Origin of the sequence: Pantoea sp. BL1 (genome assembly GCF_000963985.1) — a bacterium.
GTDB lineage: Bacteria > Pseudomonadota > Gammaproteobacteria > Enterobacterales > Enterobacteriaceae > Pantoea > Pantoea rwandensis_B.
The window spans coordinates 150,947-175,537 of sequence record NZ_JZRH01000003.1; the positions used below are offsets into that span (position 1 = coordinate 150,947).

At 54.1% G+C, this 24,591-nt stretch carries 24 protein-coding genes; 18 read left to right on the plus strand and 6 right to left on the minus strand.

Going from position 1 to position 24,591, the window contains the following annotated elements:
* Nucleotides 1-515: 515 nt before the first annotated feature.
* A complete protein-coding gene (gene speA / locus VH86_RS02150; protein WP_072050556.1) occupies nucleotides 516-2,495 on the minus strand; it encodes a biosynthetic arginine decarboxylase in 1,980 nt (659 codons plus the stop codon).
* An 803-nt stretch (nucleotides 2,496-3,298) separates the two neighbouring features.
* Here speA and metK point away from each other — a divergent pair.
* The 10 genes from metK to ruvX all read left to right on the plus strand — a co-directional run bounded on the left by metK (nucleotide 3,299) and on the right by ruvX (nucleotide 11,714).
* Complete coding sequence (gene metK / locus VH86_RS02155) at nucleotides 3,299-4,450, plus strand: methionine adenosyltransferase (RefSeq protein ID WP_038644924.1); 1,152 nt, start codon at nucleotides 3,299-3,301, stop codon at nucleotides 4,448-4,450.
* A gap of 378 nt (nucleotides 4,451-4,828) precedes the next feature.
* Complete coding sequence (locus VH86_RS24810; protein ID WP_231647082.1) at nucleotides 4,829-5,137, plus strand: polymorphic toxin type 44 domain-containing protein; 309 nt, start codon at nucleotides 4,829-4,831, stop codon at nucleotides 5,135-5,137.
* Nucleotides 5,115-5,498: a hypothetical protein gene (locus tag VH86_RS24815; protein WP_045831858.1), complete on the plus strand. Its 384-nt coding sequence runs from the start codon at nucleotides 5,115-5,117 to the stop codon at nucleotides 5,496-5,498. The genes VH86_RS24810 and VH86_RS24815 overlap by 23 nt, the downstream gene beginning before the upstream one ends.
* A 524-nt stretch (nucleotides 5,499-6,022) precedes the next feature.
* Complete coding sequence (locus VH86_RS02165) at nucleotides 6,023-7,417, plus strand: sugar porter family MFS transporter (RefSeq protein WP_045814697.1); 1,395 nt, start codon at nucleotides 6,023-6,025, stop codon at nucleotides 7,415-7,417.
* Between the two features lie 96 nt (nucleotides 7,418-7,513).
* Nucleotides 7,514-8,026 (plus strand): SprT family zinc-dependent metalloprotease, encoded by a 513-nt coding sequence (locus tag VH86_RS02170; protein WP_045831736.1) that lies wholly within the window; start codon nucleotides 7,514-7,516, stop codon nucleotides 8,024-8,026.
* A 76-nt stretch (nucleotides 8,027-8,102) separates the two neighbouring features.
* Complete coding sequence (endA, locus tag VH86_RS02175; protein WP_034823262.1) at nucleotides 8,103-8,810, plus strand: deoxyribonuclease I; 708 nt, start codon at nucleotides 8,103-8,105, stop codon at nucleotides 8,808-8,810.
* Between the two features lie 74 nt (nucleotides 8,811-8,884).
* A complete protein-coding gene (gene rsmE / locus VH86_RS02180) occupies nucleotides 8,885-9,616 on the plus strand; it encodes a 16S rRNA (uracil(1498)-N(3))-methyltransferase (RefSeq protein WP_045831737.1) in 732 nt (243 codons plus the stop codon).
* A gap of 91 nt (nucleotides 9,617-9,707) precedes the next feature.
* On the plus strand, nucleotides 9,708-10,652 hold the full coding sequence (gene gshB / locus VH86_RS02185) for a glutathione synthase (RefSeq protein WP_045814700.1): 945 nt from the start codon (nucleotides 9,708-9,710) through the stop codon (nucleotides 10,650-10,652).
* An 82-nt stretch (nucleotides 10,653-10,734) separates the two neighbouring features.
* Nucleotides 10,735-11,298, plus strand: a complete 564-nt coding sequence (locus tag VH86_RS02190; protein WP_038644910.1) for a YqgE/AlgH family protein — start codon at nucleotides 10,735-10,737, stop codon at nucleotides 11,296-11,298.
* Nucleotides 11,298-11,714: a Holliday junction resolvase RuvX gene (ruvX, locus tag VH86_RS02195; protein ID WP_038644908.1), complete on the plus strand. Its 417-nt coding sequence runs from the start codon at nucleotides 11,298-11,300 to the stop codon at nucleotides 11,712-11,714. The genes VH86_RS02190 and ruvX overlap by 1 nt, the downstream gene beginning before the upstream one ends.
* Nucleotides 11,715-11,785: 71 nt before the next feature.
* Here ruvX and VH86_RS02200 read toward each other — a convergent pair whose 3' ends face one another.
* Entirely contained in the window at nucleotides 11,786-12,778 is a 993-nt protein-coding gene (locus VH86_RS02200) for a type IV pilus twitching motility protein PilT (RefSeq protein WP_045814701.1), read from the minus strand.
* A 16-nt stretch (nucleotides 12,779-12,794) separates the two neighbouring features.
* On the opposite strand from VH86_RS02200, the gene VH86_RS02205 reads away from it, so the two are divergent.
* Genes VH86_RS02205 through hemW form a run of 4 tightly spaced genes read left to right on the plus strand, consistent with a single transcriptional unit; the run spans nucleotide 12,795 to nucleotide 15,806 of the window.
* On the plus strand, nucleotides 12,795-13,502 hold the full coding sequence (locus tag VH86_RS02205) for a YggS family pyridoxal phosphate-dependent enzyme (RefSeq protein WP_045831738.1): 708 nt from the start codon (nucleotides 12,795-12,797) through the stop codon (nucleotides 13,500-13,502).
* A 12-nt stretch (nucleotides 13,503-13,514) separates the two neighbouring features.
* Entirely contained in the window at nucleotides 13,515-14,069 is a 555-nt protein-coding gene (locus VH86_RS02210) for a YggT family protein (RefSeq protein WP_034823271.1), read from the plus strand.
* A 20-nt stretch (nucleotides 14,070-14,089) separates the two neighbouring features.
* Nucleotides 14,090-14,683: an XTP/dITP diphosphatase gene (locus VH86_RS02215; protein ID WP_045814703.1), complete on the plus strand. Its 594-nt coding sequence runs from the start codon at nucleotides 14,090-14,092 to the stop codon at nucleotides 14,681-14,683.
* Nucleotides 14,676-15,806, plus strand: a complete 1,131-nt coding sequence (hemW, locus tag VH86_RS02220) for a radical SAM family heme chaperone HemW (RefSeq protein WP_045831739.1) — start codon at nucleotides 14,676-14,678, stop codon at nucleotides 15,804-15,806. The genes VH86_RS02215 and hemW overlap by 8 nt, the downstream gene beginning before the upstream one ends.
* Before the next feature lie 300 nt (nucleotides 15,807-16,106).
* Here hemW and VH86_RS02225 read toward each other — a convergent pair whose 3' ends face one another.
* The 3 genes from VH86_RS02225 to trmB all read right to left on the minus strand — a co-directional run bounded on the left by VH86_RS02225 (nucleotide 16,107) and on the right by trmB (nucleotide 18,126).
* Nucleotides 16,107-16,823 carry a DUF2884 domain-containing protein gene (locus tag VH86_RS02225; protein WP_045831740.1) on the minus strand — a complete coding sequence of 239 codons (717 nt, stop codon included), beginning with the start codon at nucleotides 16,821-16,823 and terminating at the stop codon, nucleotides 16,107-16,109.
* Between the two features lie 257 nt (nucleotides 16,824-17,080).
* Nucleotides 17,081-17,407, minus strand: coding sequence for a YggL family protein (locus VH86_RS02230; protein WP_034823275.1), 327 nt, complete (start codon nucleotides 17,405-17,407; stop codon nucleotides 17,081-17,083).
* The gene (gene trmB, locus VH86_RS02235) at nucleotides 17,407-18,126 is read right to left on the minus strand and encodes a tRNA (guanosine(46)-N7)-methyltransferase TrmB (RefSeq protein ID WP_038644896.1); all 720 of its coding nucleotides are present in this window, start codon (nucleotides 18,124-18,126) and stop codon (nucleotides 17,407-17,409) included. Before trmB ends, VH86_RS02230 begins: the two co-directional genes overlap by 1 nt.
* 153 nt (nucleotides 18,127-18,279) lie before the next feature.
* Between trmB and mutY the strand changes: the two genes are divergently transcribed.
* Genes mutY through mltC form a run of 3 tightly spaced genes read left to right on the plus strand, consistent with a single transcriptional unit; the run spans nucleotide 18,280 to nucleotide 20,771 of the window.
* On the plus strand, nucleotides 18,280-19,365 hold the full coding sequence (gene mutY / locus VH86_RS02240; protein WP_045831741.1) for an A/G-specific adenine glycosylase: 1,086 nt from the start codon (nucleotides 18,280-18,282) through the stop codon (nucleotides 19,363-19,365).
* On the plus strand, nucleotides 19,365-19,637 hold the full coding sequence (locus tag VH86_RS02245) for an oxidative damage protection protein (RefSeq protein WP_038644892.1): 273 nt from the start codon (nucleotides 19,365-19,367) through the stop codon (nucleotides 19,635-19,637). The genes mutY and VH86_RS02245 overlap by 1 nt, the downstream gene beginning before the upstream one ends.
* 54 nt (nucleotides 19,638-19,691) lie before the next feature.
* Nucleotides 19,692-20,771 carry a membrane-bound lytic murein transglycosylase MltC gene (mltC, locus tag VH86_RS02250; RefSeq protein ID WP_038644890.1) on the plus strand — a complete coding sequence of 360 codons (1,080 nt, stop codon included), beginning with the start codon at nucleotides 19,692-19,694 and terminating at the stop codon, nucleotides 20,769-20,771.
* A gap of 130 nt (nucleotides 20,772-20,901) precedes the next feature.
* On the opposite strand, the gene VH86_RS02255 is transcribed toward mltC, so the two are convergent.
* Nucleotides 20,902-23,052, minus strand: coding sequence for an ornithine decarboxylase (locus tag VH86_RS02255; protein ID WP_045831742.1), 2,151 nt, complete (start codon nucleotides 23,050-23,052; stop codon nucleotides 20,902-20,904).
* A gap of 548 nt (nucleotides 23,053-23,600) precedes the next feature.
* Here VH86_RS02255 and VH86_RS02260 point away from each other — a divergent pair.
* Nucleotides 23,601-24,584 carry an MDR family oxidoreductase gene (locus tag VH86_RS02260; protein ID WP_045831743.1) on the plus strand — a complete coding sequence of 328 codons (984 nt, stop codon included), beginning with the start codon at nucleotides 23,601-23,603 and terminating at the stop codon, nucleotides 24,582-24,584.
* The last annotated feature ends 7 nt before the right edge of the window (nucleotides 24,585-24,591 follow it).

Genomic DNA, 24,591 nt, shown 5'->3' on the forward strand with positions numbered 1-24,591 from the left:
TTTCAGATAACGATCAGATAATTCCTAGAAAAATTTAACCTATCGCTAACCTTGACAGATGAAGAAAAATATAACCAATTGATTTAAAATCATAAAAATTAAATCAATGAATGTGTAAGTTTATTTTTACCCGAAAATGTGTTTTTTTCTTCTGGAATCAATCGAATCCAAAAGATTCCAATAAACTCAATTTCAAACCGGTACTATTCAACTCTTAATGTTTAAATTTTGATTATGCATTGCAAGAAAAACATAACAGCCAGACTACCTAATCCTTACGAAATCAGTAGCTAATAGAGGGGTATTAAGACGTGAGGCACTGTGTGCTTTTGGCTTAATGAATGAAAATAAAGAAGATAGAAAAGACGTATTTAAAGCGCGAGTTTAAAACGCAAGGTTAAGATTCTTTGAAGATGATCTTCATCACATTTTAAATAAATAAAGAAGAAATAAGAAAATAGAATGGCAGGGGAATGAAACGGGCCCTGACCAGGGCCCGCTAAGCGCATTAACGATTACTCATCTTCAAGATAAGTGTATCCATACAGACCGCTTTCAAACTCTTCGAGGAACTGCGCGCGCAGGTCTTCGTCGATATCATACTGCCGGGTAACCTGATCGCGGAACAGCGTCATCAAATCGTTCGGGTTCAGCTGTACGTACTGAAGCATGTCCGCCACGGTATCGCCTTCATCTGACAACTGCACTTCTACACTGCCATCCGGGAAGGCAAACACGTCAACGGCTTCGGTATCGCCAAACAGGTTATGCATATTGCCGAGAATTTCCTGATATGCGCCCACCATAAAGAAGCCCAGCATCGGCGGGTTATCAATGTCGTACTCTGGCATCGGCATGGTAGTCGCAATACCGTCGCCATCCACGTAGTGATCGATGGTGCCGTCGGAGTCACAGGTGATGTCGAGCAACACCGCACGACGCTGAGGGATCTTGTTCAGCCCTTCCAGCGGCAGCACCGGGAACAGCTGATCGATACCCCATGCATCCGGCATTGACTGGAACAGCGAGAAGTTGACGTAAATCTTATCCGCCATGCGCTCCTGCAATTCATCAATGATTGGACGGTGCGCGCGGTTGCTTGGGTCCAGATGCTGCTGGATATAGTGACAAATGCTCAAATAGAGCTGCTCTGCCCAGGCGCGCTGACCGAGATCATAAGTGCCGGAAGAGTAGCCAGTATGGATATCGAACAAATCCATCTGGCTATCGTGCAGCCATTCACGCAGCGAACGACGGACGTTCGGCTCGTGCATCTCTTGCCAGGTATCCCACAGGCTCTGAATCGGACGCGGTGAATCCACATCCGGTGCCACTGGCGTACTGAATTCGTTGCGCTCAACCCCAATGATGTTGGAGACCAGTACGGTGTGGTGCGCCGTCACCGCACGACCTGACTCCGTGATGACCGTTGGATGCTCCAGACCGTTCTCTTCACAGGCATCGCCAATCGCCCAAATCACGTTGTTGGCGTATTCGTTCAGGCCGTAGTTCACCGAACAATCAGACTGCGAACGCGTACCTTCATAATCGACGCCCAAACCGCCGCCGACATCGAAGCATTTGATGTTGACGCCGAGTTTCGCCAGCTCCACATAGAAGCGCGCCGATTCGCGCACGCCGGTGGCGATGTCGCGGATGTTCGACATCTGCGAACCGAGATGGAAATGCAGCAGTTGCAGGCTATCGAGACGACCGGCTTTGCGCATAATGTCCACCAGCTGCAATACCTGCGAAGCTGCCAGACCAAATTTAGACTTCTCGCCACCGCTCGACTGCCATTTGCCGGAGCCTTGCGATGCCAGACGTGCGCGGATCCCCAAACGCGGGATCACATTCAGGCGCTCCGCCTCTTCCAGCACCAGGCGAACCTCAGTCATCTTCTCGATGACCAGGTAAACTTTGTGACCGAGCTTCTCACCAATCAGCGCCAGACGAATGTATTCACGGTCTTTGTAGCCGTTGCAGACGATCACGGAACGGGTTTTACCGGCGTGCGCCAGTACTGCCATCAGCTCCGCTTTCGAACCGGCTTCCAGACCCAGTGGTTCACCGGAGTTCACCAGCGACTCGATTACGCGCTTATGCTGGTTAACCTTGATTGGGTAAACCAGGAAGTAGTCACCTTTATAGCCGTAAGATTCGCGCGCACGTTTAAAGGCGGCGTTAATCGAACGCAGGCGGTGCTGTAAAATCTGCGGGAAGCAGAACAGCGCAGGCAGACGCTGGCCATCGGCTTCACGCTCTTTGACCAGTTTCGCCAGGTCAACGCGCACTTCCGGCTGATCCGGATCCGGGCACACGCTGATGTGGCCCAGCTCGTTGACGTCATAATAGTTATTACCCCACCAGGCAATATTGTAGGTACGCAGCATTCTGCTTGCTTCCTGATCGTTCATCGCCACCTCCTGCATGGAGCGGAGTACACCCTGTTCGCCAGCTGACGAACCCTTGATATTCTTCATGTCGTCAGACATCGCGAACCTCAATTTTCCGTTGAAATATGAAACAGTTGCCGGGTCTTGCTGTTGTGAGTCCGTGTAAACATTTCCCCATCCTGCTGAGCTCCGATTATCGGGTTGCCGTGCACGTTGCTGACTCTAAGTGTAAAACACCACGCCGCAGTCAGTAAAAAACGGGCCAAAAGCCAACGCTTGTACCGCGTAAGACGAGTGAAACACAGTGACAGAAATGAGGGAATAGCTTAGCCGGCGCTCGTGTCGGGATAATTACCGCAACGCGCAAAACTTCGACGAGAGAAAAGAATAAAACTGGATTGGGATAGGATTGCCAGCGCGCCCATTGAGCGCAGTGAACCGGGAAGAAGAGAAGTGTGGTTCATTACTTTTATCACCTCCAACGCCTGCAAACAGCAAACGAGAAACGGCCTGGGTGAAAATCAGAGAACAGCTCTGACGGCGCGACGCACGGTGGCGTCATCCTTTTGTACTGTGGTCGACAGCAGCGGCGTTTTATACAGTCTGCAGGGTGAAAAAGCAAAATCTTTGTCTGGATTCTGTGGAAGGTGTCAGGAATTTCTTCCATCTGCCCACTTGCGTAAACGTGCGGAATCCGAAAAAGCACTGGAAAAGTGCTCACTGTGTGACCTAGAATAGCCGTCCAGATGGTTTTCCATCTAAACTGGTTAACATCCAGGCGGTGTCGGCGAATGCGCCCATACTCCCTACTGCTCGCGGCTTTGCCTGAAGGGGCGTCGAGTTGGCCTGGTCCACTTACGCTATGCAGTCGAATTCAAACCATTTGTAAGGTAAAGAACAGAATGGCTAAACACCTATTTACATCTGAGTCCGTATCAGAAGGACATCCTGATAAAATCGCTGACCAAATTTCCGATGCCGTGTTAGATGCGATCCTCGAACAGGATCCTAAAGCACGCGTGGCCTGCGAAACTTACGTTAAAACCGGTATGGTGCTGGTTGGCGGTGAAATCACCACCAGCGCATGGGTTGATATCGAAGAGATCACCCGTAATACCGTACGTGAAATCGGCTATGTCCATTCCGATATGGGCTTCGATGCAAACTCTTGCGCCGTACTGAGCGCGATTGGCAAGCAGTCTCCTGATATCAACCAGGGCGTTGACCGTAGCGATCCGCTGGAACAGGGCGCAGGCGACCAGGGCCTGATGTTTGGCTATGCCACCAACGAAACTGACGTGCTGATGCCCGCTCCGGTGACCTATGCGCACCGTCTGGTGCAGCGTCAGGCTGAAGTGCGTAAAAGCGGTACACTGCCGTGGTTGCGTCCGGATGCGAAAAGCCAGATCACTTTCCAGTACGATGGCGGCAAAATTGTCGGTATCGATGCAGTTGTACTCTCAACTCAGCACGCTGAAGAAATTTCGACAGCCGATCTGCGTGAAGCGGTAATGGAAGAGATCATCAAGCCGGTACTGCCTACTGAGTGGGTAAATGCCAGCACCAAATACCACATCAACCCAACCGGTCGTTTCGTGATCGGCGGCCCAATGGGCGACTGCGGTCTGACGGGTCGTAAAATCATCGTTGATACCTACGGCGGTATGGCGCGTCACGGTGGTGGTGCGTTCTCTGGTAAAGACCCGTCTAAAGTTGACCGTTCTGCTGCCTACGCAGCGCGCTATGTCGCGAAAAACATCGTCGCGGCAGGTCTGGCTGACCGTTGCGAAATTCAGGTTTCTTACGCGATTGGCGTGGCTGAGCCAACCTCCATCATGGTGGAAACGTTCGGTACTGAGAAAGTCCCTACCGAACAGCTGACCCTGCTGGTACGCGAGTTCTTCGACCTGCGTCCTTACGGCCTGATTCAGATGATGGACCTGCTGAAACCTATCTACAAAGAGACCGCGGCTTACGGTCACTTTGGTCGCGAACACTTCCCGTGGGAGCAGACGGATAAAGCTGCTCAACTGCGTGAGGCTGCGGGCCTGTAATTCAGCCCGCTTAAGCGAAAAACAAGCCGCTTAAACAGTAATGCCAGTCAGTTAAGTCTGACTGGCATTTTTTTGTTGCTGTCTTCCCAACAGACTCACCATCTAAACTTTCGAGCTAACGTCATTTGTCCGTTTAATAATGTGACCCGGTGATGGTTCTTCGTACGGACAGGGCCACTCTTTCAGCTAATCCTTAACTGCCCGCAATTGTGCCCGTGGCGACCTTTTAAGTTGTTTCTATTTATTACATAATCCCACATTAATAACATGGAAACTGCAAAGGGAGTTGGATATGGCATCACCACCAGGCATTGCCCCCAGCGGCGCAATTCAGATCTTACAAAACAATATGAGAGAAGCACGCAGTCGCGGCTATGGATGCAACATGGCATTGCCGCAAACGTATTACTGGTTCTACCAAAAGTTCGCGGGCGTGGACCATGGGATTACAAACAATTTGATCCGTACTGGGCCGCATTTGGTAACTTTAACTTTGGTGCGACGGGTACTGCAGCGGGTATTCCAGCTGAGATTTTACTCATGGGAGCCGGATGGGCGCAGTCTCGTGCCGGAACTTCACGTCCTGAATGGGGAAACTGGCGAGGTGGCCCGCCTTATAGTGATGACCCCGAAGACCAACGTGCTATCCGGGAGGGCATCGATTATGCGCGCCAGAACGGTTATTAATGGTATCCACTGGCTAATCACGATCATGCTATTGGCTTTCGTTTGGTTTACTTATCAACCAGATCCCCGCGCGAATGATTCACTTCAGAGTGTGCGGCAGGTCAGTGCGGAACTATGGCTTTACACTACGCAAAACAATGATGGTGGGGCAACAGTGCCAACTGTTTTCCGTTATTACTTTCATAATACAGGCGGCGCCGATGTGAAGGCGCTAAACGCAGAATTCCCATTCCTGACAGGGGGAGGAACAATATCCTCTGTTGCGGTAGATGGCGACAGGATACATGTTGATTACAGCGGTAAGGTATACGGTATGGAAAACAAATCCGGCCCGTACTCCCTGAGTTATTCAATTAATTAACCCCGTATTTCTCTGTATAGGGTCCGCTTATTGCGACATGCCAGCCAGTTAAACCTGACTGGCATTTTTTTACTGCCCCTGCTGTCGGCTCATCAAAACTGCAATGGTTTGCCCAACACTCCCTCATGAGTGGGGCTCTTCATGTCTTCTGATACCTCGCCCGTTAACCAGCCAGCACATTTTTCCCCGCCGTCTACACTTCATTTTCTCTGTTTACAACAAAGTGTTAACGATTACATTTTGAAAACCTTTTGTAATCTGTCATTTAGAGAATTTTCAGCGTAGTTATTCGCATTAAAATGCGTTATTTTCAGCGTCGTCTGATAGCCGATATTTAGAGAGATGTCAGAAACTTAAAGGGTGCTATACCTTACTGGTTACGTAACTACTTCAGGCGGAAAATGCTGGATTGCAGGGTTTCAGCGTGTGTAACCGATTACACTGATGTGATCATCCTCACTTTTTTCCGTCGGCAGGTTTCATAACATTGATAAAAACAATGATAGATAAACTTCGGAGGCATTATGCCTGGTAATACTCATAAGAGCAGAACGTCGAACAAGATGATGACCTTGTTTGTCTGCTTCTTAGCGGCTCTGGCCGGCCTGCTGTTTGGTCTGGATATCGGCGTTATCGCTGGTGCCCTGCCCTTCATCGCCAAAGATTTCAACGTGACTGCACATGAGCAAGAGTGGATTGTCAGCTCAATGATGTTCGGTGCGGCTGTCGGTGCGATTGGTAGCGGCTGGATGTCTTCACATCTCGGCCGTAAAAAGAGCCTGATGGCGGGTGCGATTCTGTTCGTGATCGGTTCACTGTGGTCAGCCATGGCGGTCAGCCCGGACATGCTGATTGCTGCACGTGTGGTGCTCGGCCTGGCTGTGGGTGTCGCGTCTTACACTGCTCCCCTGTATCTTTCTGAAATCGCACCGGAAAAGATTCGTGGCAGCATGATTTCTCTGTATCAGTTGATGATCACCATCGGTATCCTTGGCGCGTATCTGTCTGATACCGCTTTCAGTGACGCTGGCGCATGGCGCTGGATGCTGGGCATCATCACCATTCCGGCAGTGCTGCTGCTGGTGGGCGTATTCTTCCTGCCAAACAGCCCACGCTGGCTGGCGGCGAAAGGCGATTTCCGCAGTGCAGAACGCGTGCTGGCTCGTCTGCGTGATACCAGCGAACAAGCTAAACGTGAACTGGATGAGATTCGTGAAAGCCTGAAGATCAAACAGTCTGGCTGGCAGCTGTTCCAGAGCAACAGTAACTTCCGCCGTGCGGTGTTCCTGGGTGTGCTGTTGCAGGTGATGCAGCAGTTCACTGGTATGAACGTCATCATGTATTACGCGCCAAAAATCTTTGAGATTGCGGGCTTCGCTAATACCACTCAGCAGATGTGGGGCACCGTCATTGTCGGTCTGGTCAACGTACTGGCGACCTTTATTGCGATTGGTCTGGTGGATCGCTGGGGCCGTAAACCGACGCTGGTGCTGGGCTTTATCGTGATGGCTGCCGGTATGGGTATCCTCGGTACCATGCTGCACATCGGCATCAACTCTGCATCCGCACAGTACTTTGCTGTCGCCATGCTGCTGATGTTCATCGTTGGTTTTGCGATGTCTGCGGGTCCGTTGATCTGGGTACTGTGCTCAGAAATTCAGCCGCTGAAAGGCCGCGATTTTGGTATCACCGTGTCGACCGCAACCAACTGGATTGCCAACATGATCGTCGGTGCCACCTTCCTGACCATGCTCAACACGCTGGGCAACGCGCCGACCTTCTGGGTGTACGCAGGTCTGAACGTATTCTTTATCCTGCTGACCGTGGCGCTGATTCCCGAGACCAAAAACGTCTCGCTGGAACACATCGAGCGCAACCTGATGAAAGGCAAAAAACTGCGCGATATCGGCCAGCAATAAGGTCGATAAGCGATACGAAGGGCTGCCGATTGGCGGCCCTTTTTTTGTGCGTTTCGTCAGGTGCGCATTTGTGCGTACCAGGTTATCCTGCCCGGCATGAAAACACCTCGCCTTCCCATAGCCCTGCAACAAGCCGTGATGCGCTCGTTGCGTCACCATTTGCAGCTCGCCAATGAAAAGCTGGAGCGTCACTATGACGAGCCGAAGCTGGTGTATCAGCAGCGCGGTACCGCTGCCGGTACGGCCTGGCTGGAGAAATGGGAGATTCGCATTAACCCGGTGCTATTGCTGGAGAATCAGCAGGCCTTTGTGGATGAGGTGGTGCCGCACGAGCTGGCGCACCTGCTGGTATGGAAAACCTTTGGTCGCGTGCCGCCGCATGGCAAAGAGTGGAAGTGGATGATGGAGAGCGTGCTCGGCGTTCCCGCGCGTCGTACCCATCAGTTCGAAATCGCTTCGGTGCGCAGCAACACCTTCCCCTATCGCTGCCGATGTCAGCAGCACCAGCTCACCGTGCGCCGTCACAACCGCGTGTTACGGGGTGAAAGTGAATACCGCTGCGTGCAATGCGGTACTCTGCTGCAACCTGGTGAATTTTCAGCAGGTTAATCCGTTTATCTGATATCCCATCCTGCGCCATTCTGCTACCCTGCCGCCTTTTTACGCATCAGGTAATTTTTGGAATATGTCTCGCAAAACGCTGTTGTTACTCTCCTTATTAGTTGCCCCCATTAGCGCCTTCAGCCTCAGCATTACCCACTACAATCAAAATAACTTCCAGCAGGCCAAAGTGGTCGCCGCGCAGATCAATGCCGATGCTCCGGCAGAATTTTACTGCGGCTGCAAAATCAGCTGGCACGGCAAGAAAGGCGTGCCCGATCTCAGTAGCTGCGGCTACAGCGTCCGTAAAAATGCCAATCGCGCTGAACGTATTGAGTGGGAACATGTGATGCCGGCATGGGAGTTCGGCCATCAGCGCCAGTGCTGGCAAAACGGCGGTCGTAAAAACTGCAGTAAAGATGCCGATTACCGCCGCATTGAAAGCGACCTGCATAATCTGCAGCCAGCGATTGGTGAAGTGAATGGCGATCGCAATAACTTCCAGTACAGTCAGTGGAACGGCGGCGACGCGCAATATGGTCAGTGCGCAATGAAAGTCGATTTCAAGCAGAAGCTGGCACAGCCACCCGAGCGTGCACGCGGCGCCATCGCCCGTACCTACTTCTACATGCGTGACCAATATCAGCTGCGTCTGTCACGCCAGCAGACCCAGTTGTTTACCGCCTGGAACAAGCAATATCCGGTAAGCCAATGGGAGTGCGAACGCGACAACCGCATCGCGCAGGTGCAGGGAAATCACAATCCCTATGTACAACAGGCTTGCCAGCGCTAAAAGCGCTAACCTACACTAGCTTTTTTCCGATTGGGCCGTGTCCGATGACACGGCATAACGCTGGCAGGAACCGCATGCGCATACCTCGCATTTATCATCCCGAACCTCTTGAAGTTAACAGTGAAGTCTTCCTCGACGAAGATGCCGCTAACCACGTCGGGCGCGTGCTGCGCATGACCGCCGGTCAACAAATTGAGCTGTTTGATGGCAGTAATCTGACTTTTAACGCCGAAATCACCCAGGCTGATAAAAAGCGTGTAAAAGTAAGGGTCCTTGCCAGTCAGCCTGATGACCGTGAATCTCCGCTCCATCTCCATCTTGGGCAGGTGATGTCGCGCGGCGAAAAAATGGAATTCACCATCCAGAAATCGATCGAACTCGGCGTGAACGTGATTACACCCTTGTTTTCGGAGCGCTGCGGCGTAAAGCTGGATGCTGAAAGACTGGCGAAAAAGATTCAGCAATGGCAAAAAATTGCGATTGCCGCCTGCGAACAGTGCGGCCGTAATCGTGTGCCGGAAATCCGTGAAGCGATGACGCTGGAAGCCTGGTGTGTTGAGCAGGAGAGTGGCTTAAAGCTCAATCTGCATCCGCGTGCCAGCCACAGTATTAACACCCTGCCGCAGCCGGTTGAACGTGTTCGCCTGCTGATTGGTCCGGAAGGTGGTCTCTCAGCGGACGAAATTGCCATGACGGCGCAGCAGGGTTTCACCGATATTTTGTTAGGCCCACGCGTGCTGCGCACAGAAACCACTGCGCTCACGGCCATTACGGCACTTCAGGTGAGGTTTGGTGACCTCGGTTAAGGGATACTTTCGGGTTGTAAAACTACGCACGTGAAAAGCCGCAGCGCTGTCACGGAACGGGGCAAGAAAATCCCCCTTTGAGGAGAGAATAATGATTAAGCTTGGCATCGTTATGGACCCAATTTCGTCCATCAACATTAAAAAAGACACCAGCTTCGCCATGTTGCTGGAAGCACAGCGCCGTGGTTACGAAATTCATTACATGGAGATGGGCGATCTCTCCCTGCGCGGTGGCGTGACCTACGCCCGCACGCGCCTGCTGAGCGTGGAGCAAAACTACGACAAATGGTACGAGTTCGGCAGTGAGCAGGTCATCCCGCTGGCCGATCTCAACGTAGTGCTGATGCGTAAAGATCCGCCGTTCGATACCGAATTCATCTATGCCACCTACCTGCTGGAACGTGCAGAAGAGCAAGGCACATTGATCGTCAACAAACCGCAGAGCCTGCGTGACTGTAACGAGAAGCTTTACACCGCGTGGTTCGCCGACCTGACGCCAGATACGCTGGTGACCCGCAACAAAGAGCAGTTGCGTGCCTTCTGGCAGGAGCACGGTGATGTGATCCTTAAGCCGCTGGACGGTATGGGCGGTGCCTCGATCTTCCGCGTGAAGCAGGACGACCCGAACTTTGGCGTCATCACCGAAACCCTGACCAACCACGGCCAGAACTTCTGCATGGCGCAAAACTATCTGCCAGCGATCAAAGATGGCGATAAACGCGTGCTGGTGGTGGATGGCGAGCCGGTGCCTTACTGCCTGGCGCGTATCCCACAGGGTGGCGAAACCCGAGGTAACCTTGCAGCGGGTGGTCGCGGTGAAGCACGCCCGTTGAGTGACAGCGACTGGGAAATCGCCCGTCGCGTGGGTCCAACGCTGAAAGCTAAAGGGCTGATTTTTGTCGGTCTGGACATCATTGGTGATAAACTCACCGAAGTTAACGTAACCAGCCCAACCTGCGTGCGTGAAATCGAGGCTGCATTCCCGATCTCGATCACCGGCATGCTGATGGATGCCATTGAGAAACGCCTGGGCTGATGTCAACGGCGTGTAAGCGCCGTGAGAACCCAAAACCGACGTGGCTGCGGCCGCGCCGGTTATTTTTGGTATACGAGTGAGAATGAATTTACAGCACCATTTTTTGATTGCGATGCCGTCGCTGCAGGACCCGCTGTTCAAACGCTCGGTGGTGTATATCTGCGAGCACAATGAAGATGGCGCCATGGGCTTGATCGTGAATAAGCCGATGGAAAACCTGACGGTCGAAGGCATTCTGAAGAAACTTAAAATCAGCCCAACAGAACGTGACCCTGCCATTAAGCTGGACAAGCCGGTGTTCGCTGGCGGCCCGCTGGCGGAAGATCGCGGCTTTATCCTGCACTCGGCCCAGAAAATTTACTCTTCCAGTATCCGTATCTCTGATAACACCGTGATCACCACTTCACGAGATGTGCTGGAAGCGATCGGCACCGCAGAACAGCCTGACAACGTGCTGGTCGCGTTAGGGTACTGCGCGTGGGAGAAAGATCAGCTGGAGAACGAGCTGTTGGAAAATGCCTGGCTGACCACCCCGGCGAACAGCAATATTCTGTTCCAGACGCCAATCGCCGAACGCTGGCGCGAAGCCGCGCGCAGCATGGGCATAGATATTCATAATATGACCAGCGATGCAGGGCACGCCTGATGGCCAGTGAAACTTTACTGGGCTTCGATTTTGGCACCAAAAGCATCGGCGTGGCTGTTGGCCAGCAGCTGACCGGCACCGCACGCGCTCTGACCGCGCTTAAAGCGCAAGACGGCACGCCAGACTGGAAGCTGATCGAGAAACTACTGAAAGAGTGGCAGCCTGATTACGTGGTGGTGGGCTTGCCATTGAACATGGACGGCACCGAGCAGCCGTTAACCGAACGCGCCCGCAAGTTCGCCAATCGCATTCATGGCCGATTTGGCGTGCGCGTTGAGTTGCAGGATGAGCGGTTAAGCACCGTGGAAGCGCGCGCCGACCTGTTCGAACGCGGTGGCTTCCGTGCATTACAGAAAGGCCAGGTCGATTCACAATCGGCGGTGATCATTCTGGAAGATTGGTTCGACACGCATTGAATAAAATCCAGGTGCGCGTGAATGCGCACCTGGCAAATCAATCCCGCCCTTTTGAATCGACTCGCACACACTCAAATCAATCCCGCCTGTTGACGTGCCTGTTCGCTCTGCGCGAACGTCTGCATCCCTGCCTGCGCGCCGGTTTGCAGCACGCCAGGCAATTGATGCATCTTGCCCTCGCGGATTAAATTGACCACCGCAGGCGTGGCCACCAGCACCTCGAACAAGCCAATCCGCCCGCCATTTTTTGCCGGCACCAAACGCTGTGCCAGCACCGCTTTCAAACTGCCCGCCAGCTGGGTGCGCACCAGGTTTTTTTCCTCGGCAGGAAACACATCCACCAGCCGATCCACCGCTTGCGTGGCACCGCGCGTGTGCAACGTTGCCAGTACCAGATGCCCGGTCTCTGCCGCCGTCAGCGCCAGCCGAATGGTCTCGCTGTCCCGTAGCTCACCCAGCAGAATCACATCCGGGTCTTCGCGCAGCGCCGCTTTCAATCCTTGCTGGAATGACGCCGTGTGTGCGCCCACTTCCCGCTGCTGTATCAACGAGCGCTGGCTGTGATGCACAAACTCAATCGGATCTTCCAGCGTGATAATGTGGCGTGCCTGTTCGCGATTGAGGCTATCCACCATCGCCGCCAGCGTGGTGGATTTACCGCTGCCGGTGGCACCCGTGATTAAGATCAGCCCCTCTTCCAGCTGCAACAATTGCTGTGCCACATCGGGCAGTTGCAACTGGTTGATGTTGGGTGCCTGGCTGGCAATCAAGCGCAGCGCCAGCGATAAACCGTGGCGCTGCATAAACAGGTTGGCACGCAAACGCACGCCGCTTTCCAGGGTGATGGCAAAATCAACGTGCCCGCTCGCTTCCAGCTCATCCTGCTGCACGCCGCTGAGCCACTGTTGCAAGAAGGTTTCCAGCCAGTCACCATCCAATGCGGTTTGATGTGGGATCGGCTCCAGCACGCCCTGCCGTCGCCAGTGCGGTAAATGTCCGCTGCAAAGGTGCAGATCGGCGGCGTTATGCTTTACACTAAGGGCCACAACTTCATCCAAATCCATTTAACTTCTCCTGACTATGACTTCCATTGAGCACAACCTACAGCAAGTGCGTGAGCGTATCGCCACTGCCGCTGCACGCTGCGGCCGCGCGCCAGAACAAATTACTCTGCTTGCAGTGAGCAAAACCAAACCTGCGAGCGCAGTCGCAGAAGCGATTGCTGCGGGTCAGCAGGCATTCGGTGAAAATTACGTACAGGAAGGGGTTGAAAAGGTGGCTGAGCTGGCCGCACATCCTGATCTGCAGTGGCACTTTATCGGGCCGCTGCAATCCAATAAAAGCCGCCTGGTGGCGGAGAATTTTGCCTGGTGTCACACCGTGGATCGTGAACGCATCGCACAACGTCTGAACGATCAGCGTCCGGCAGCGTTAGCACCGCTTAACGTGTTAATTCAGGTAAATATCAGTGACGAGAACAGCAAATCTGGCATCATGCTGGAGGCGATTCCGGCGCTGGCGGCGCAGATAGCCGCATTGCCACGTCTGCGCTTGCGCGGATTGATGGCGATCCCGGCGCCGGAGCCTGATTACGATCGACAGTTCGCGGTATGTCAGCAGATGGCTGACGCGTTTCGCGCCCTGCAACAGAATTACCCTGACGTCGATACGCTTTCTCTGGGAATGAGCGACGACATGGATGCGGCAATCGCCGCAGGCAGCACCATGGTGCGTATTGGCACCGCCGTATTTGGCGCGCGGGATTATGCGCGACCTTCACAACAATAATTGAGGAACCTCATGTTAACAATGACGTTTTTAGTCAAAACGCTGATCGACCTGTACGTGATGGTATTGCTGCTGCGCATTTGGATGCAGTGGTCACGCTGTGATTTCTATAACCCGCTGTCACAGTTTGTGGTGAAGATTACACAGCCGATTATCAAGCCGCTGCGTCGCGTGCTGCCAGCAATAGGCCCGATTGACACGGCCTCGCTGGTGTTGGCCTTTGTACTGACCACCCTGAAATATCCGGTGCTACTGTTAATTCAGGTTGGCGTGTTCTCCGTAGATCCCACCAATCTGTTAGTCGGCCTGCTGTCACTGGTGAAATCCGCCGGTTATCTGGTGTTCTGGGTGATTATCATTCGTTCACTGATGAGCTGGATCAGCCAGGGACGTGGCCCGATTGATTACGTGTTGATTCAGCTGACTGAACCGCTGATGGCACCGATTCGCCGTATTCTGCCTGCGATGGGCGGCATCGATTTCTCTGCCATGATTGTGATTCTGGTGCTGTACGCGCTGAATTTCCTCGGCATGGACCTGTTCCCAGGTCTCTGGTATTTGCTGTAATTCGTTAATCTGGAACTGTTATGCAAAAAGTCGTACTCGCCACCGGTAATCCGGGCAAAGTTCGTGAATTGGCCGATTTGTTAGCGGCCTTCGGCCTCGATATCGTGGCGCAAACCGAGCTGGGCGTTGAGTCAGCGGAAGAAACCGGCCTAACCTTTATTGAAAATGCCATTCTTAAGGCGCGTCATGCGGCGCAGATCACTGGCTTGCCAGCGATTGCCGATGACTCTGGTCTGGCGGTGGATGCGCTCGGCGGCGCGCCAGGCATCTACTCTGCGCGCTATGCCGGTGAAGACGCCAGCGATCAGCAAAATCTCGATAAGCTGCTGGTCGCGTTAGAAAATGTGCCGGAGGGGCAACGTCAGGCGCAGTTCCACTGTGTGCTGGTTTATGTGCGTCATGCTGAAGATCCGACACCGTTGGTGTTCCACGGCAGTTGGGCGGGTGAAATTACCCGTGCAGCCGCAGGTGAAGGCGGCTTTGGTTACGACCCGATTTTCTATGTTCCTGAATTGGGCAAAACCGCAGCAGAGCTGAGTAAAGATGAAAAGCGTGCTGTTTCTCACCGTGGCAAAGCATTGACGCTGTTACTGGATGCGATGCGCGATGCCTGAGTTACCTCCGTTAAGCCTGTACATCCACATTCCGTGGTGTGTACAGAAGTGCCCGTACTGTGATTTCAACTCTCACGCGTTAAAAGGCGAGGTGCCGCACATCGAGTATGTGCAGCACCTGCTCAGCGATCTTGAACAGGACCTGCCGCTTACCGCTGGCCGTGAAGTGCGCACCATCTTCATCGGCGGCGGCACGCCGAGCCTGCTCAGCAGCAACGCCATGCAAATGTTGATGGATGGCGTGCGCGCGCGCCTGCCGCTGGCGGCCGATGCAGAGGTCACCATGGAAGCCAATCCGGGCACCGTGGAAGCGGATCGCTTCAGCGGCTACCAGAAAGCCGGTATTAACCGTATTTCGATTGGCGTGCAGAGTTTTAGCCCGCAGAAGCTGGAGCGCTTAGGGCGCATTCACGGCCCTGATGAAGCGATACGTGCCGCCCATCTCGCCGCCGGTCTTGGCCTGCGCAGCTTTAACCTCGATCTGATGCACGGTTTGCCCGATCAGTCACTGGAAGAGGCACTGGACGATTTGCGTCAGGCGATTGCGCTGAATCCGCCGCACCTGTCGTGGTATCAGCTAACCATCGAACCGAATACGATGTTCAGCTCGCGTCCGCCGGTATTGCCGGATGACGATGCGCTGTGGGATATCTATGAGCAAGGCCATGAGTTGCTGAGTGCTGCTGGTTATCAGCAGTACGAGACTTCAGCCTATGCCAAGCCGGGTTATCGCTGCGAACACAACCTCAACTACTGGCGCTTTGGTGATTACCTTGGCATCGGCTGTGGTGCCCACGGCAAACTGACGCAACCGGATGGCAGAATTGTGCGTACGGTGAAAACCCGTCATCCGCGCGGCTTTATGCAGGGTAAGTATCTCGACAAGCAGCACAACGTGGAGAACGATGACAAGCCGTTTGAGTTCTTTATGAACCGCTTCCGTCTGCTGGAAGCCGCACCGCGTGCAGATTTCAACCGCTATACCGGGTTGGATGAGCAAGTGATCCGTGCGCAGATGGATGAAGCGATCAAAGCGGGTTACGTGGTGGAAACCGCAGAGCAGTGGCAGATAACCGAGAAAGGGAAGTTGTTCCTGAATTCGCTGCTTGAACTGTTTATGTAGGCCAGATCCCATACGCTTAGACCTTAGTACGAAGCCGCACTGAGCCGCCCCTATGTTGAGCCACCCTTAGTGTTCAAAAAGGCTTAGCCGTCCCCCCTGACATCCAAGGCGGCGGCTAATTCGAAACGGCTTAGCCGCCCCCCTGACATTCAAGGCGGCGGCTAATTCAAAACGGCATCGCAACCAGGCAATCAAAGCAGCTAAGCCGCCTGTGCACAGCGGCGCACCTGCTGTAGTGACCCGTTCCCGAAGACATTCGCTGTCCTCACGGCGAGGCCTTTTCGAAGGCCGCGACACAACTTACTTTACGTTCTGCACCAAACCTTTACGCTGTGCTTCCAGATCCGTCACGCGATTACACACCTCATGACCGAAATTCTGGAAGTCCTGTTCCTGCTTATTCCATTCCGCCTGAACCGCCTGCTGCAAACCGCCAAGGTTGCCCATAATCGCCTGCAGGGGATTGCTGCCGCTCGCGGCCTGGCTGCTGCCCATCTCGTTCAGGCTGTCCTGCATAATGCCGCCCAGCGTGCTCTGCACCAGCTTTTCGCCATCGGCGCGCACCTGTTCAATCGCCTGATGGTGGAAGGTCAAACCATCCGGGCGATGCTCAATGATTCGGTTCATCTGCTGCTTTAGCTGTCCATCCAGTTTGGTCAGACGATTGCGCACGTTGCTGTTGGCTCCGAGCTTTTCCACAATCACTTTATCCAGCGCTACACGGCTGCGCTCCAGACGCGTTGATGCACCGTTATCAACCCACGGCAAATCACGGCGTAACGCATTCTGATAGTCGATGGCCTTCTGACGCGTGGCGTTATCCACGTTGGCTTTCTGCCCGTTAAAGGTCACATCGCCCTGCGGTGAGATTTCAAGATTACCGTTAGTGCCCACCACCTGCACACTCTGCGGTTTGATGATCACATCATCCTGAGGATTAACACTGCACTGATAATCAGCCTGGGCCTGTGATGCAGCAGCCAGCAGCAGTGCGGTAAGAAGCGCCTTACGAACCATGAAATCTCCCTAAAATGAAAAGCCGCCCACGCCTTGCTGTAAGAACAGGTCAGGCGTTGGCGGCGCAGCGAATTGGAAAACGGTCAGCGCACAGCAACTGGCGCGCATCGGAGTACATAAGAATGACTCGTGATGCTCGCCCCTTTCGGAGCCGCCCTGTGGGCGTTCAGATTGCTGTCGCAATTTGTGCATGCACTGCCCGGCGCCCAAAGCGCAAGTGAGCTAGCCTGAAGCGATCTCTCAGGCTGGTAAAATAGTTAGTCCCACCAGACGTCAAAGAGTTCAGTCACCTGAACATCTGACAGCTCGCGTTTCTCCAGCCATTTACGCACCAGCTCACGGTGCTCATCAGTGCACTTACCGGTTTCCTGCAGGCAAACCAGGCCTTCCCACACCAGATAACCGCTGCCGTCATACGCCAGGCCATTCGGATCAATCACTTCAGTAATAAACTGATCCAGCGTGGCATCAATTTGCTCCTCGGTGGTGCCTTCGGCAAAACGCCAGGCAACAGAGAAACCTAACTCCTGAAACTCATCGATATGCAGTTTTTTACGTAAACGACGGCTACGCTGTACGGCCATTATTTAATCCTCTCAAACATCAGATCCCAAACGCCGTGGCCCAGTCGCTGCCCGCGCTGCTCAAATTTCGTTAACGGGCGCGTTTCCGGACGCGGCACGTAATCGTTAGCTTCTGACAGGTTTTTATACCCATCCACGCTGCTCATGATTTCCAGCATGTGCGTCGCGTAATCTTCCCAGTCGGTGGCCATATGGAACACGCCGCCCAGTTTCAGCTTACGCATCACCAGCTCAGCAAAGGGTACCTGCACAATGCGACGTTTATTGTGGCGCGCTTTATGCCATGGATCCGGGAAGAACAGTTGAACCATGCGCAGTGAATTATCCGGAATCATCTGCTGCAACACTTCCACTGCGTCGTGACACATCACGCGCAGGTTTTCCACGCCAGCTTCTTTTGCCGAAGCCAGGCAAGCGCCCACGCCCGGCGCATGGACCTCAAGTCCAAGGAAGTTCTGATGGGGATTGTTTTGCGCCATAGTCACCAGTGAGGCGCCCATACCAAAACCGATTTCCAGCACCACTGGCGCTTCGCGACCAAACAGTGCAGCTAAATCCAGCGGCTCCTGCTGGAACTCGACGCCCATCTCCGGCCAGTAATTATCGAGCGCGAGCTGCTGTCCTTTCGTTAAGCGCCCCTGGCGGCGCACAAAACTGCGGATACGGCGTAATGGCCGCCCGTTCTCATCAAATTCCGGGGTGATGACGTCATTAATCATGTTGAAGCCTGCTGGTTAGCCTTTTCTGGGAAACGGGCATTATGCAAAGTTAGATAGCAGAAGCAAGCCTTTGCAATCTTCCGGTTTACACCCCGATGTCTCTGTGCTGGAATTCCTGCCTGATTGTAGAGCAAACACGGAATATTTCCTCAAATGATGCAAGCGCCGCAGTTCGCGCAACAGGTGCTGGAGTGGTATCAGCGCTTCGGCCGCAAAACCCTGCCGTGGCAGCAGGAGAAAACACCCTATAAGGTGTGGCTCTCCGAAGTGATGCTGCAGCAGACACAAGTTGCCACCGTTATCCCTTACTTTGAACGCTTTATGGCGCGCTTCCCGACGATTGCCGATCTGGCCGCTGCACCGCTGGACGAAGTTTTGCATCTGTGGACCGGCCTCGGCTATTACGCCCGCGCGCGCAATTTGCATAAAGCGGCAAAACAGGTGGTCGATAAGCACGGTGGCGAGTTCCCGCGCAATTTCGATGACGTCGCCGCGCTGCCCGGCGTTGGGCGCTCCACGGCGGGTGCCGTGCTGTCCCTGTCGCTGGGCCTGCATTTCCCGATTCTTGATGGCAATGTCAAGCGCGTGCTGGCACGTTGTTATGCCGTCGGCGGTTGGCCGGGCAAAAAAGACGTTGAGAAACGTCTGTGGCAGATCAGCGAAGAAGTGACGCCTGCCGAAGGCGTCAGCCAGTTTAACCAGGCGATGATGGATCTCGGTGCGTTAGTGTGCACTCGCTCACGTCCCAAGTGTGAGATTTGCCCGGTCAGCAACGGCTGCGTAGCGTATGCCAACAGCAGTTGGGCGGAGTACCCAGGTAAGAAGCCCAAAGTAACGATTCCCGAGCGCACCGGCTGGTTCCTGATGATGCAGCACGGCGACGACGTGTTTCTGGAGCAACGTCCGCCAGTGGGATTATGGGGCGGCCTGTTCTGTTTCCCGCAGTTCACTAGTGAGCAAGCGCTAACTGACTGGCTGGCCGAACGCGGCATTCACGCTAAACCGCAGCAGCTAACGGCGTTTCGTCATACCTTCAGCCATTTCCACTTAGACATTGTGCCTATGTGGCTGGCGTGGCCTTCTGCCGGGTCGCTGATGGATGAAGCGAGCGGTCTCTGGTATAACTTAGCGCAACCACCGTCAGTGGGTTTGGCAGCGCCCGTTGAGCGTTTGCTGCACGAATTGCGCCATCCCCAGCAACTGGCACTGCACACGCGCGTGATCCAAGAGGAAGAGTAATGAGCCGCACCATTTTTTGTACGTTTCTGCAACGCGACGCTGAAGGGCAGGATTTCCAGCTCTATCCAGGTGAGATCGGTAAACGCATCTACAATGATATTTCCAAAGAAGCCTGGCAGCAGTGGATGTCCAAGCAGACCATGTTGATCAACGAGAAAAAGCTCAACATGATGAATCCGGAAGATCGCAAAGTGCTGGAAAAGGAGATGATCAATTTCCTGTTTGAAGGCAAAGATGTGCACATCGAAGGTTTCACCCCGCCAGAAAAATAATCGTTCAGGGCCTTCCTTTGAGGCCCTCTTTTTCGAATCAGGCACGCATTTACAATGAATAAAAAACTGATAGCGCTGTTAGTGATTGCCCCACTTTTGGTTTCCTGCTCCGGACAAAAAAAATCGCAGTATCACGAAGAGTGGGTCAAGGACACCAACGGTTTCGACATCCTGATGGGGCAGTTCGCCGCCAACATTGAAAATATTTGGGGAATCAACGAGGTCCTGATCGCCGGACCGAAAGATTACGTCAAATATAGCGACAGCTATTACACCCGCAGTCACATCAACTTTGACAGCGGTAGCATCACCATTGAGACCATTGCCGGCACCGATCCGATGGCCAGCCTACGTCAGGCGATCATCACCACGCTGTTGATTGGTGACGATCCCGGTAATGTCGATCTCTACTCCGATGCCAATGATATTCAGATCAGTAAAGAGCCGCTGCTTTACGGCCAGGTGCTGGATAACACCGGTCAGCCGATTCGCTGGCAGGGCCGTGCTGCCAGCTTTGCCGATTATCTGATTCAGAACAAACTGCAAAAACGCACTTCTGGCCTGCATGTCATCTGGTCGGTGACCATTCCGATGGTGCCGAACCACCTCGACAAACGTGCGCATAAATATCTGCCGCTGGTGCGTAAAGCCGCTGAAGAGTACGGCGTAGATGCATCCCTGATTCTGGCGATTATGCAGACAGAATCGAGCTTCAACCCCTATGCGGTCAGCAACTCTGATGCGCTGGGCTTGATGCAGGTGGTTCAGCACACCGCTGGCGTGGACGTGTTCCGCATGAAGGGCAAATGGGGTAAACCAAGCCGCAGCTATCTGCTCGACCCGGCCAATAACATCGATGCGGGCACGGCCTATCTGTCACTGCTGCAGAAGAGCTATTTAGGCGGAATTCAGGATCCGGTGTCACGCCGTTACGCGGTGATCACCGCCTACAACGGCGGTGCGGGTAGCGTACTGCGCGTGTTCTCCAGCGATAAAGATCGTGCCTTCTCGCTGATTAATGGCATGTCGCCGAATGAAGTGTATCAGACGCTGACCACCAACCACCCATCGGGCGAGTCACGCCGCTATCTGTATAAGGTGAACCAAGCACAGCGTAGTTATCATCGGTATTAATCGTCTCCGAATGAGATGACGTATCCGTTATTGCAGAGGCAGACAGAGAGATATTGATTGAATCTGACTGCCTCTTTTTTATTGCCATGGGCGATATAAAAGAGGCATCACTGCACATGAATGGTGTCTATTAGCGCACCATCATGTTCGCCACTAAGTGTTTACGACCGCTGTCATCTTCCTCGGTGTAAACCCCTTGCAGTTCCGGCGAGAAGCCCGGCAGCAAGTTGATGCCCTCCTCCAGCGCGAGGAAGTAACGCTGCACCGCGCCACCCCACACTTCTCCCGGCACCACGCACAGCACGCCCGGTGGATAGGGCAGCGCACCTTCAGCAGCAATGCGCCCTTCGGCTTGCGCAATCGCTACCAGCTCCACCTCACCACGGATGTAAGCCTGATGCGCGTCCTGTGGATTCACTTCCACTTTCGGGAAACAGGCTTCGCGGAACATCGCTTTCTGCAGATCTTTCACATCATAGCTGACGTAGAGATCGTGCATTTCCTGGCACAGGCGGCGCAAGGTGTAGCCTTTGTAGCGTTCCATGTTTTTGCGATAAACGCTCGGCAGCACTTCAGCCAGCAGCGCATCCTCTTTCACATGGTGTTCAAACTGCTCGAGCATCGCCACCAGATGCGCCATCTTCTCCGGATTCTCCGCTGGTGTCAGCAGGAACAGGATGGAGTTGAGATCGCACTTCTCCGGCACGATACCGTTCTCACGCAGGTAGTTCGCCAGAATGGTTGCCGGAATACCGAAGCTGGTGTATTCCCCACTGGCGGCATCAATGCCGGGCGTGGTCAGCAGCAGCTTGCAGGGATCGACCAGATATTGCTCGCTGGCATACCCCTCAAAGCCGTGCCATTTCTCGCCTGGCTCCAGGCTGAAGTAAGCCGGATCGGCGGCGATAACGTCAGTTTCCGCCGACTGCCATAGCTTGCCGTGCACCTTCTCCGGCAGGAACGGCTGAATCATCTCGCAGCGTTCCAGAATCGCTTTGCGCGCATCAATGCCGATGGTGACGCATTCGTGCCACATGCTGCGCCCGGCTTCACCTTTGTGCATACGTGCGTTGATATCCAGCGCGGCAAACAGCGGATAGAACGGGCTGGTTGAAGCATGCAGCATGAAAGCGTTGTTGAGACGCTTGTGCGGACAGAAGCGTTTTTGACCGCGGATATGGTTGTCTTTTTTGTGAATCTGCGAGGTCTGCGAGAAGCCCGCCAGCTGTTTGTGCACCGACTGGGTGACGAAAATACCGGGATCATTCTCGTTCAGCTCCAGCGTCAGTGGCGAGCAGCCTTCCATTAACGGGATAAATTGCTCGTAGCCCAGCCACGCAGAATCAAACAGGATGTAGTCGCAAAGATGGCCGATGCGATCCACCACCTGGCGCGCGTTGTAGACGGTGCCATCGTAGGTGCCGAGCTGGATGATTGCCAGGCGGAACGGGCGCTGATCTTTGGCACGATGCGGCGCGACTTTCTGCACCTGTTCGCGCAGGTAAGCTTCATCAAAGCAGTGCGCATCAATCCCGCCGATAAAGCCGAACGGGTTACGTGCCGCTTCCAGATACACCGGCGTCGCGCCCGCCTGAATCAGCGCGCCGTGATGGTTGGATTTATGGTTGTTGCGGTCAAACAGCACCAGATCGCCGCGCGTTAACATGGCGTTAGTCACCACTTTGTTGGCGCTGGAGGTGCCGTTCAGCACGAAATAGGTTTTGTCGGCGTTGAAGACTTTCGCTGCGTACTTCTGCGCATCTTTCGCTGAACCTTCGTGGATCAGCAGGTCGCCCAACTTGACGTCGGCGTTGCACATGTCGGAACGAAACACGTTCTCGCCATAGAATTCATAGAACTGGCGCCCGGCCGGATGCTTACGGAAGAACGCCCCGCCCTGATGGCCCGGACAGGCGAAGGTGCTGTTCTGCATATCAACATAGCGCGTCAGGGTATCGAAGAACGGCGGCAGCAGGTCAGACTCATACGCCTGCGCGGCCTCCTCCAGCGCTTCCCACTCTTCCGGTGCACCGTTGATTTCACCGGTCACGCCCGGCAGCTTCAGCACTTCTTCATCGAACGCGTTGGCGACAAACACCGGCAGATTAAAGCCGGTCTGACGCAACAGCGTTAACACGCCACTGCGTGTATCCGCCAGTGAGACGACCACAGCCGCCACATCGGTAAAATCAGTATTGTCGAGTGTCACCACATCACGCGCGGTGTTCAGGCTCAGGCTTGGCGCTACCGCAACGCTGGCAGCGATTTTCAATGGATTCATAACACAAATCCCCGTAATGAAGGATGAGTGGGTGCCAGTGGCACAGCAATGAGGAAAATTCCCCGGCGAATAACGTCTTCGGGCGGATCAACCGCCGCAACCGATAGACATCAGTAAAGTCAGATCGCGTCTGTCTTTAGTCATGTCCAACAGCATAGCGCGTTAAGCTGGCCTCACCGCATGGTGAGCGAGAAATGCGAACAACAGATGACGGAGGGACGCTTATCGTAAAGCGAACGGAGACAAGTGCAAAAGCGCATTGTACCGAGCATGGCGGCGTCCTCAGTGTGAATGGAATCGGTGGAAAACTGCGGCGCAATGATGGCATCTTTTTTTTGCTGGAACAACCCGTTGCAACGAGATTGATACGCATAAGCAACATTCAACAACCATTTGATTAATAAGTTAATATTAAATCAACGCTTGATAAAAACGCTTAAATATCCTTGTGTTATGCGAATTTATGCAAGGTGTGTCCGCCTTCGTGTTGCTCCCTGTTTCCAGAGGAGTAATATGACCCGCACTTTCCTCAATCAGCCGGAGGCTGCATGTTCAAGGCATTGGTCATTGAAAATGATGAACAGGGTTACCGCACATCTCTGCAGGATTTGACAGAGCAACAACTGCCCGATCAGGATGTCACCCTCAAAGTCAGTTACTCCACGCTCAACTATAAAGACGCGCTGGCCATCTGCAACAAAGGGCCGATTGTGCGCCAATTCCCGATGGTACCGGGCATCGATTTTGTCGGTCGGGTGATTAACAGCCGCCATCCGGATTGGCAGCAGAACGATGTTGCACTGCTCACCGGTTGGGGCGTAGGTGAGAAACATTGGGGCGGATTGGCACAAAAGGCCAGCGTTTCCGGTGACTGGCTGGTGAAAGTGCCTGCTGCGCTCAGCTCGTTACAAACCATGGCCATCGGCACGGCCGGGTTCACCGCCATGCTGTGCGTATTGGCGCTGGAAAAACAGGGCATCACGCCACAACAGGGGCCGGTGCTGGTAACGGGTGCCAGCGGCGGCGTGGGCAGCTTCAGCGTCAGTTTGCTGGCTCGTTTAGGCTATGACGTGGTGGCCTCCAGCGGTCGCGCCAGCGACAGCGACTACCTGATCAATACCCTCGGCGCCTCCTCGATTATCGATCGTGCTGAGCTGAGCGCGCCCGGCAAACCTCTGGCGAAAGAGCGCTGGGCTGCGGCGATTGATAGCGTCGGCAGCCATACTCTGGCCAATGTGCTGGCGGGCATCAAGCGCGATGGCGTGGTCGCTGCGTGCGGCATGGCGCAAGGTCTGGATCTGCCCACCAGCGTGGCACCGTTTATTCTGCGCGGTGTAATGTTAGCCGGTGTGGATAGCGTGATGTGCGCTAAGCCGTTGCGTGAGCAAGCGTGGCAGCGTCTGGCGGAGTTAGTGGATGGCGCGCTGCTGGAGCAGCTCACCAAGGTGATACCGCTCAGTGAGGCACGTGAAGGTGCCGAAGCGTTGCTGGCTGGGAATGTGCGCGGACGTTTGATTGTGGATTGCCGTTAAGAACGTA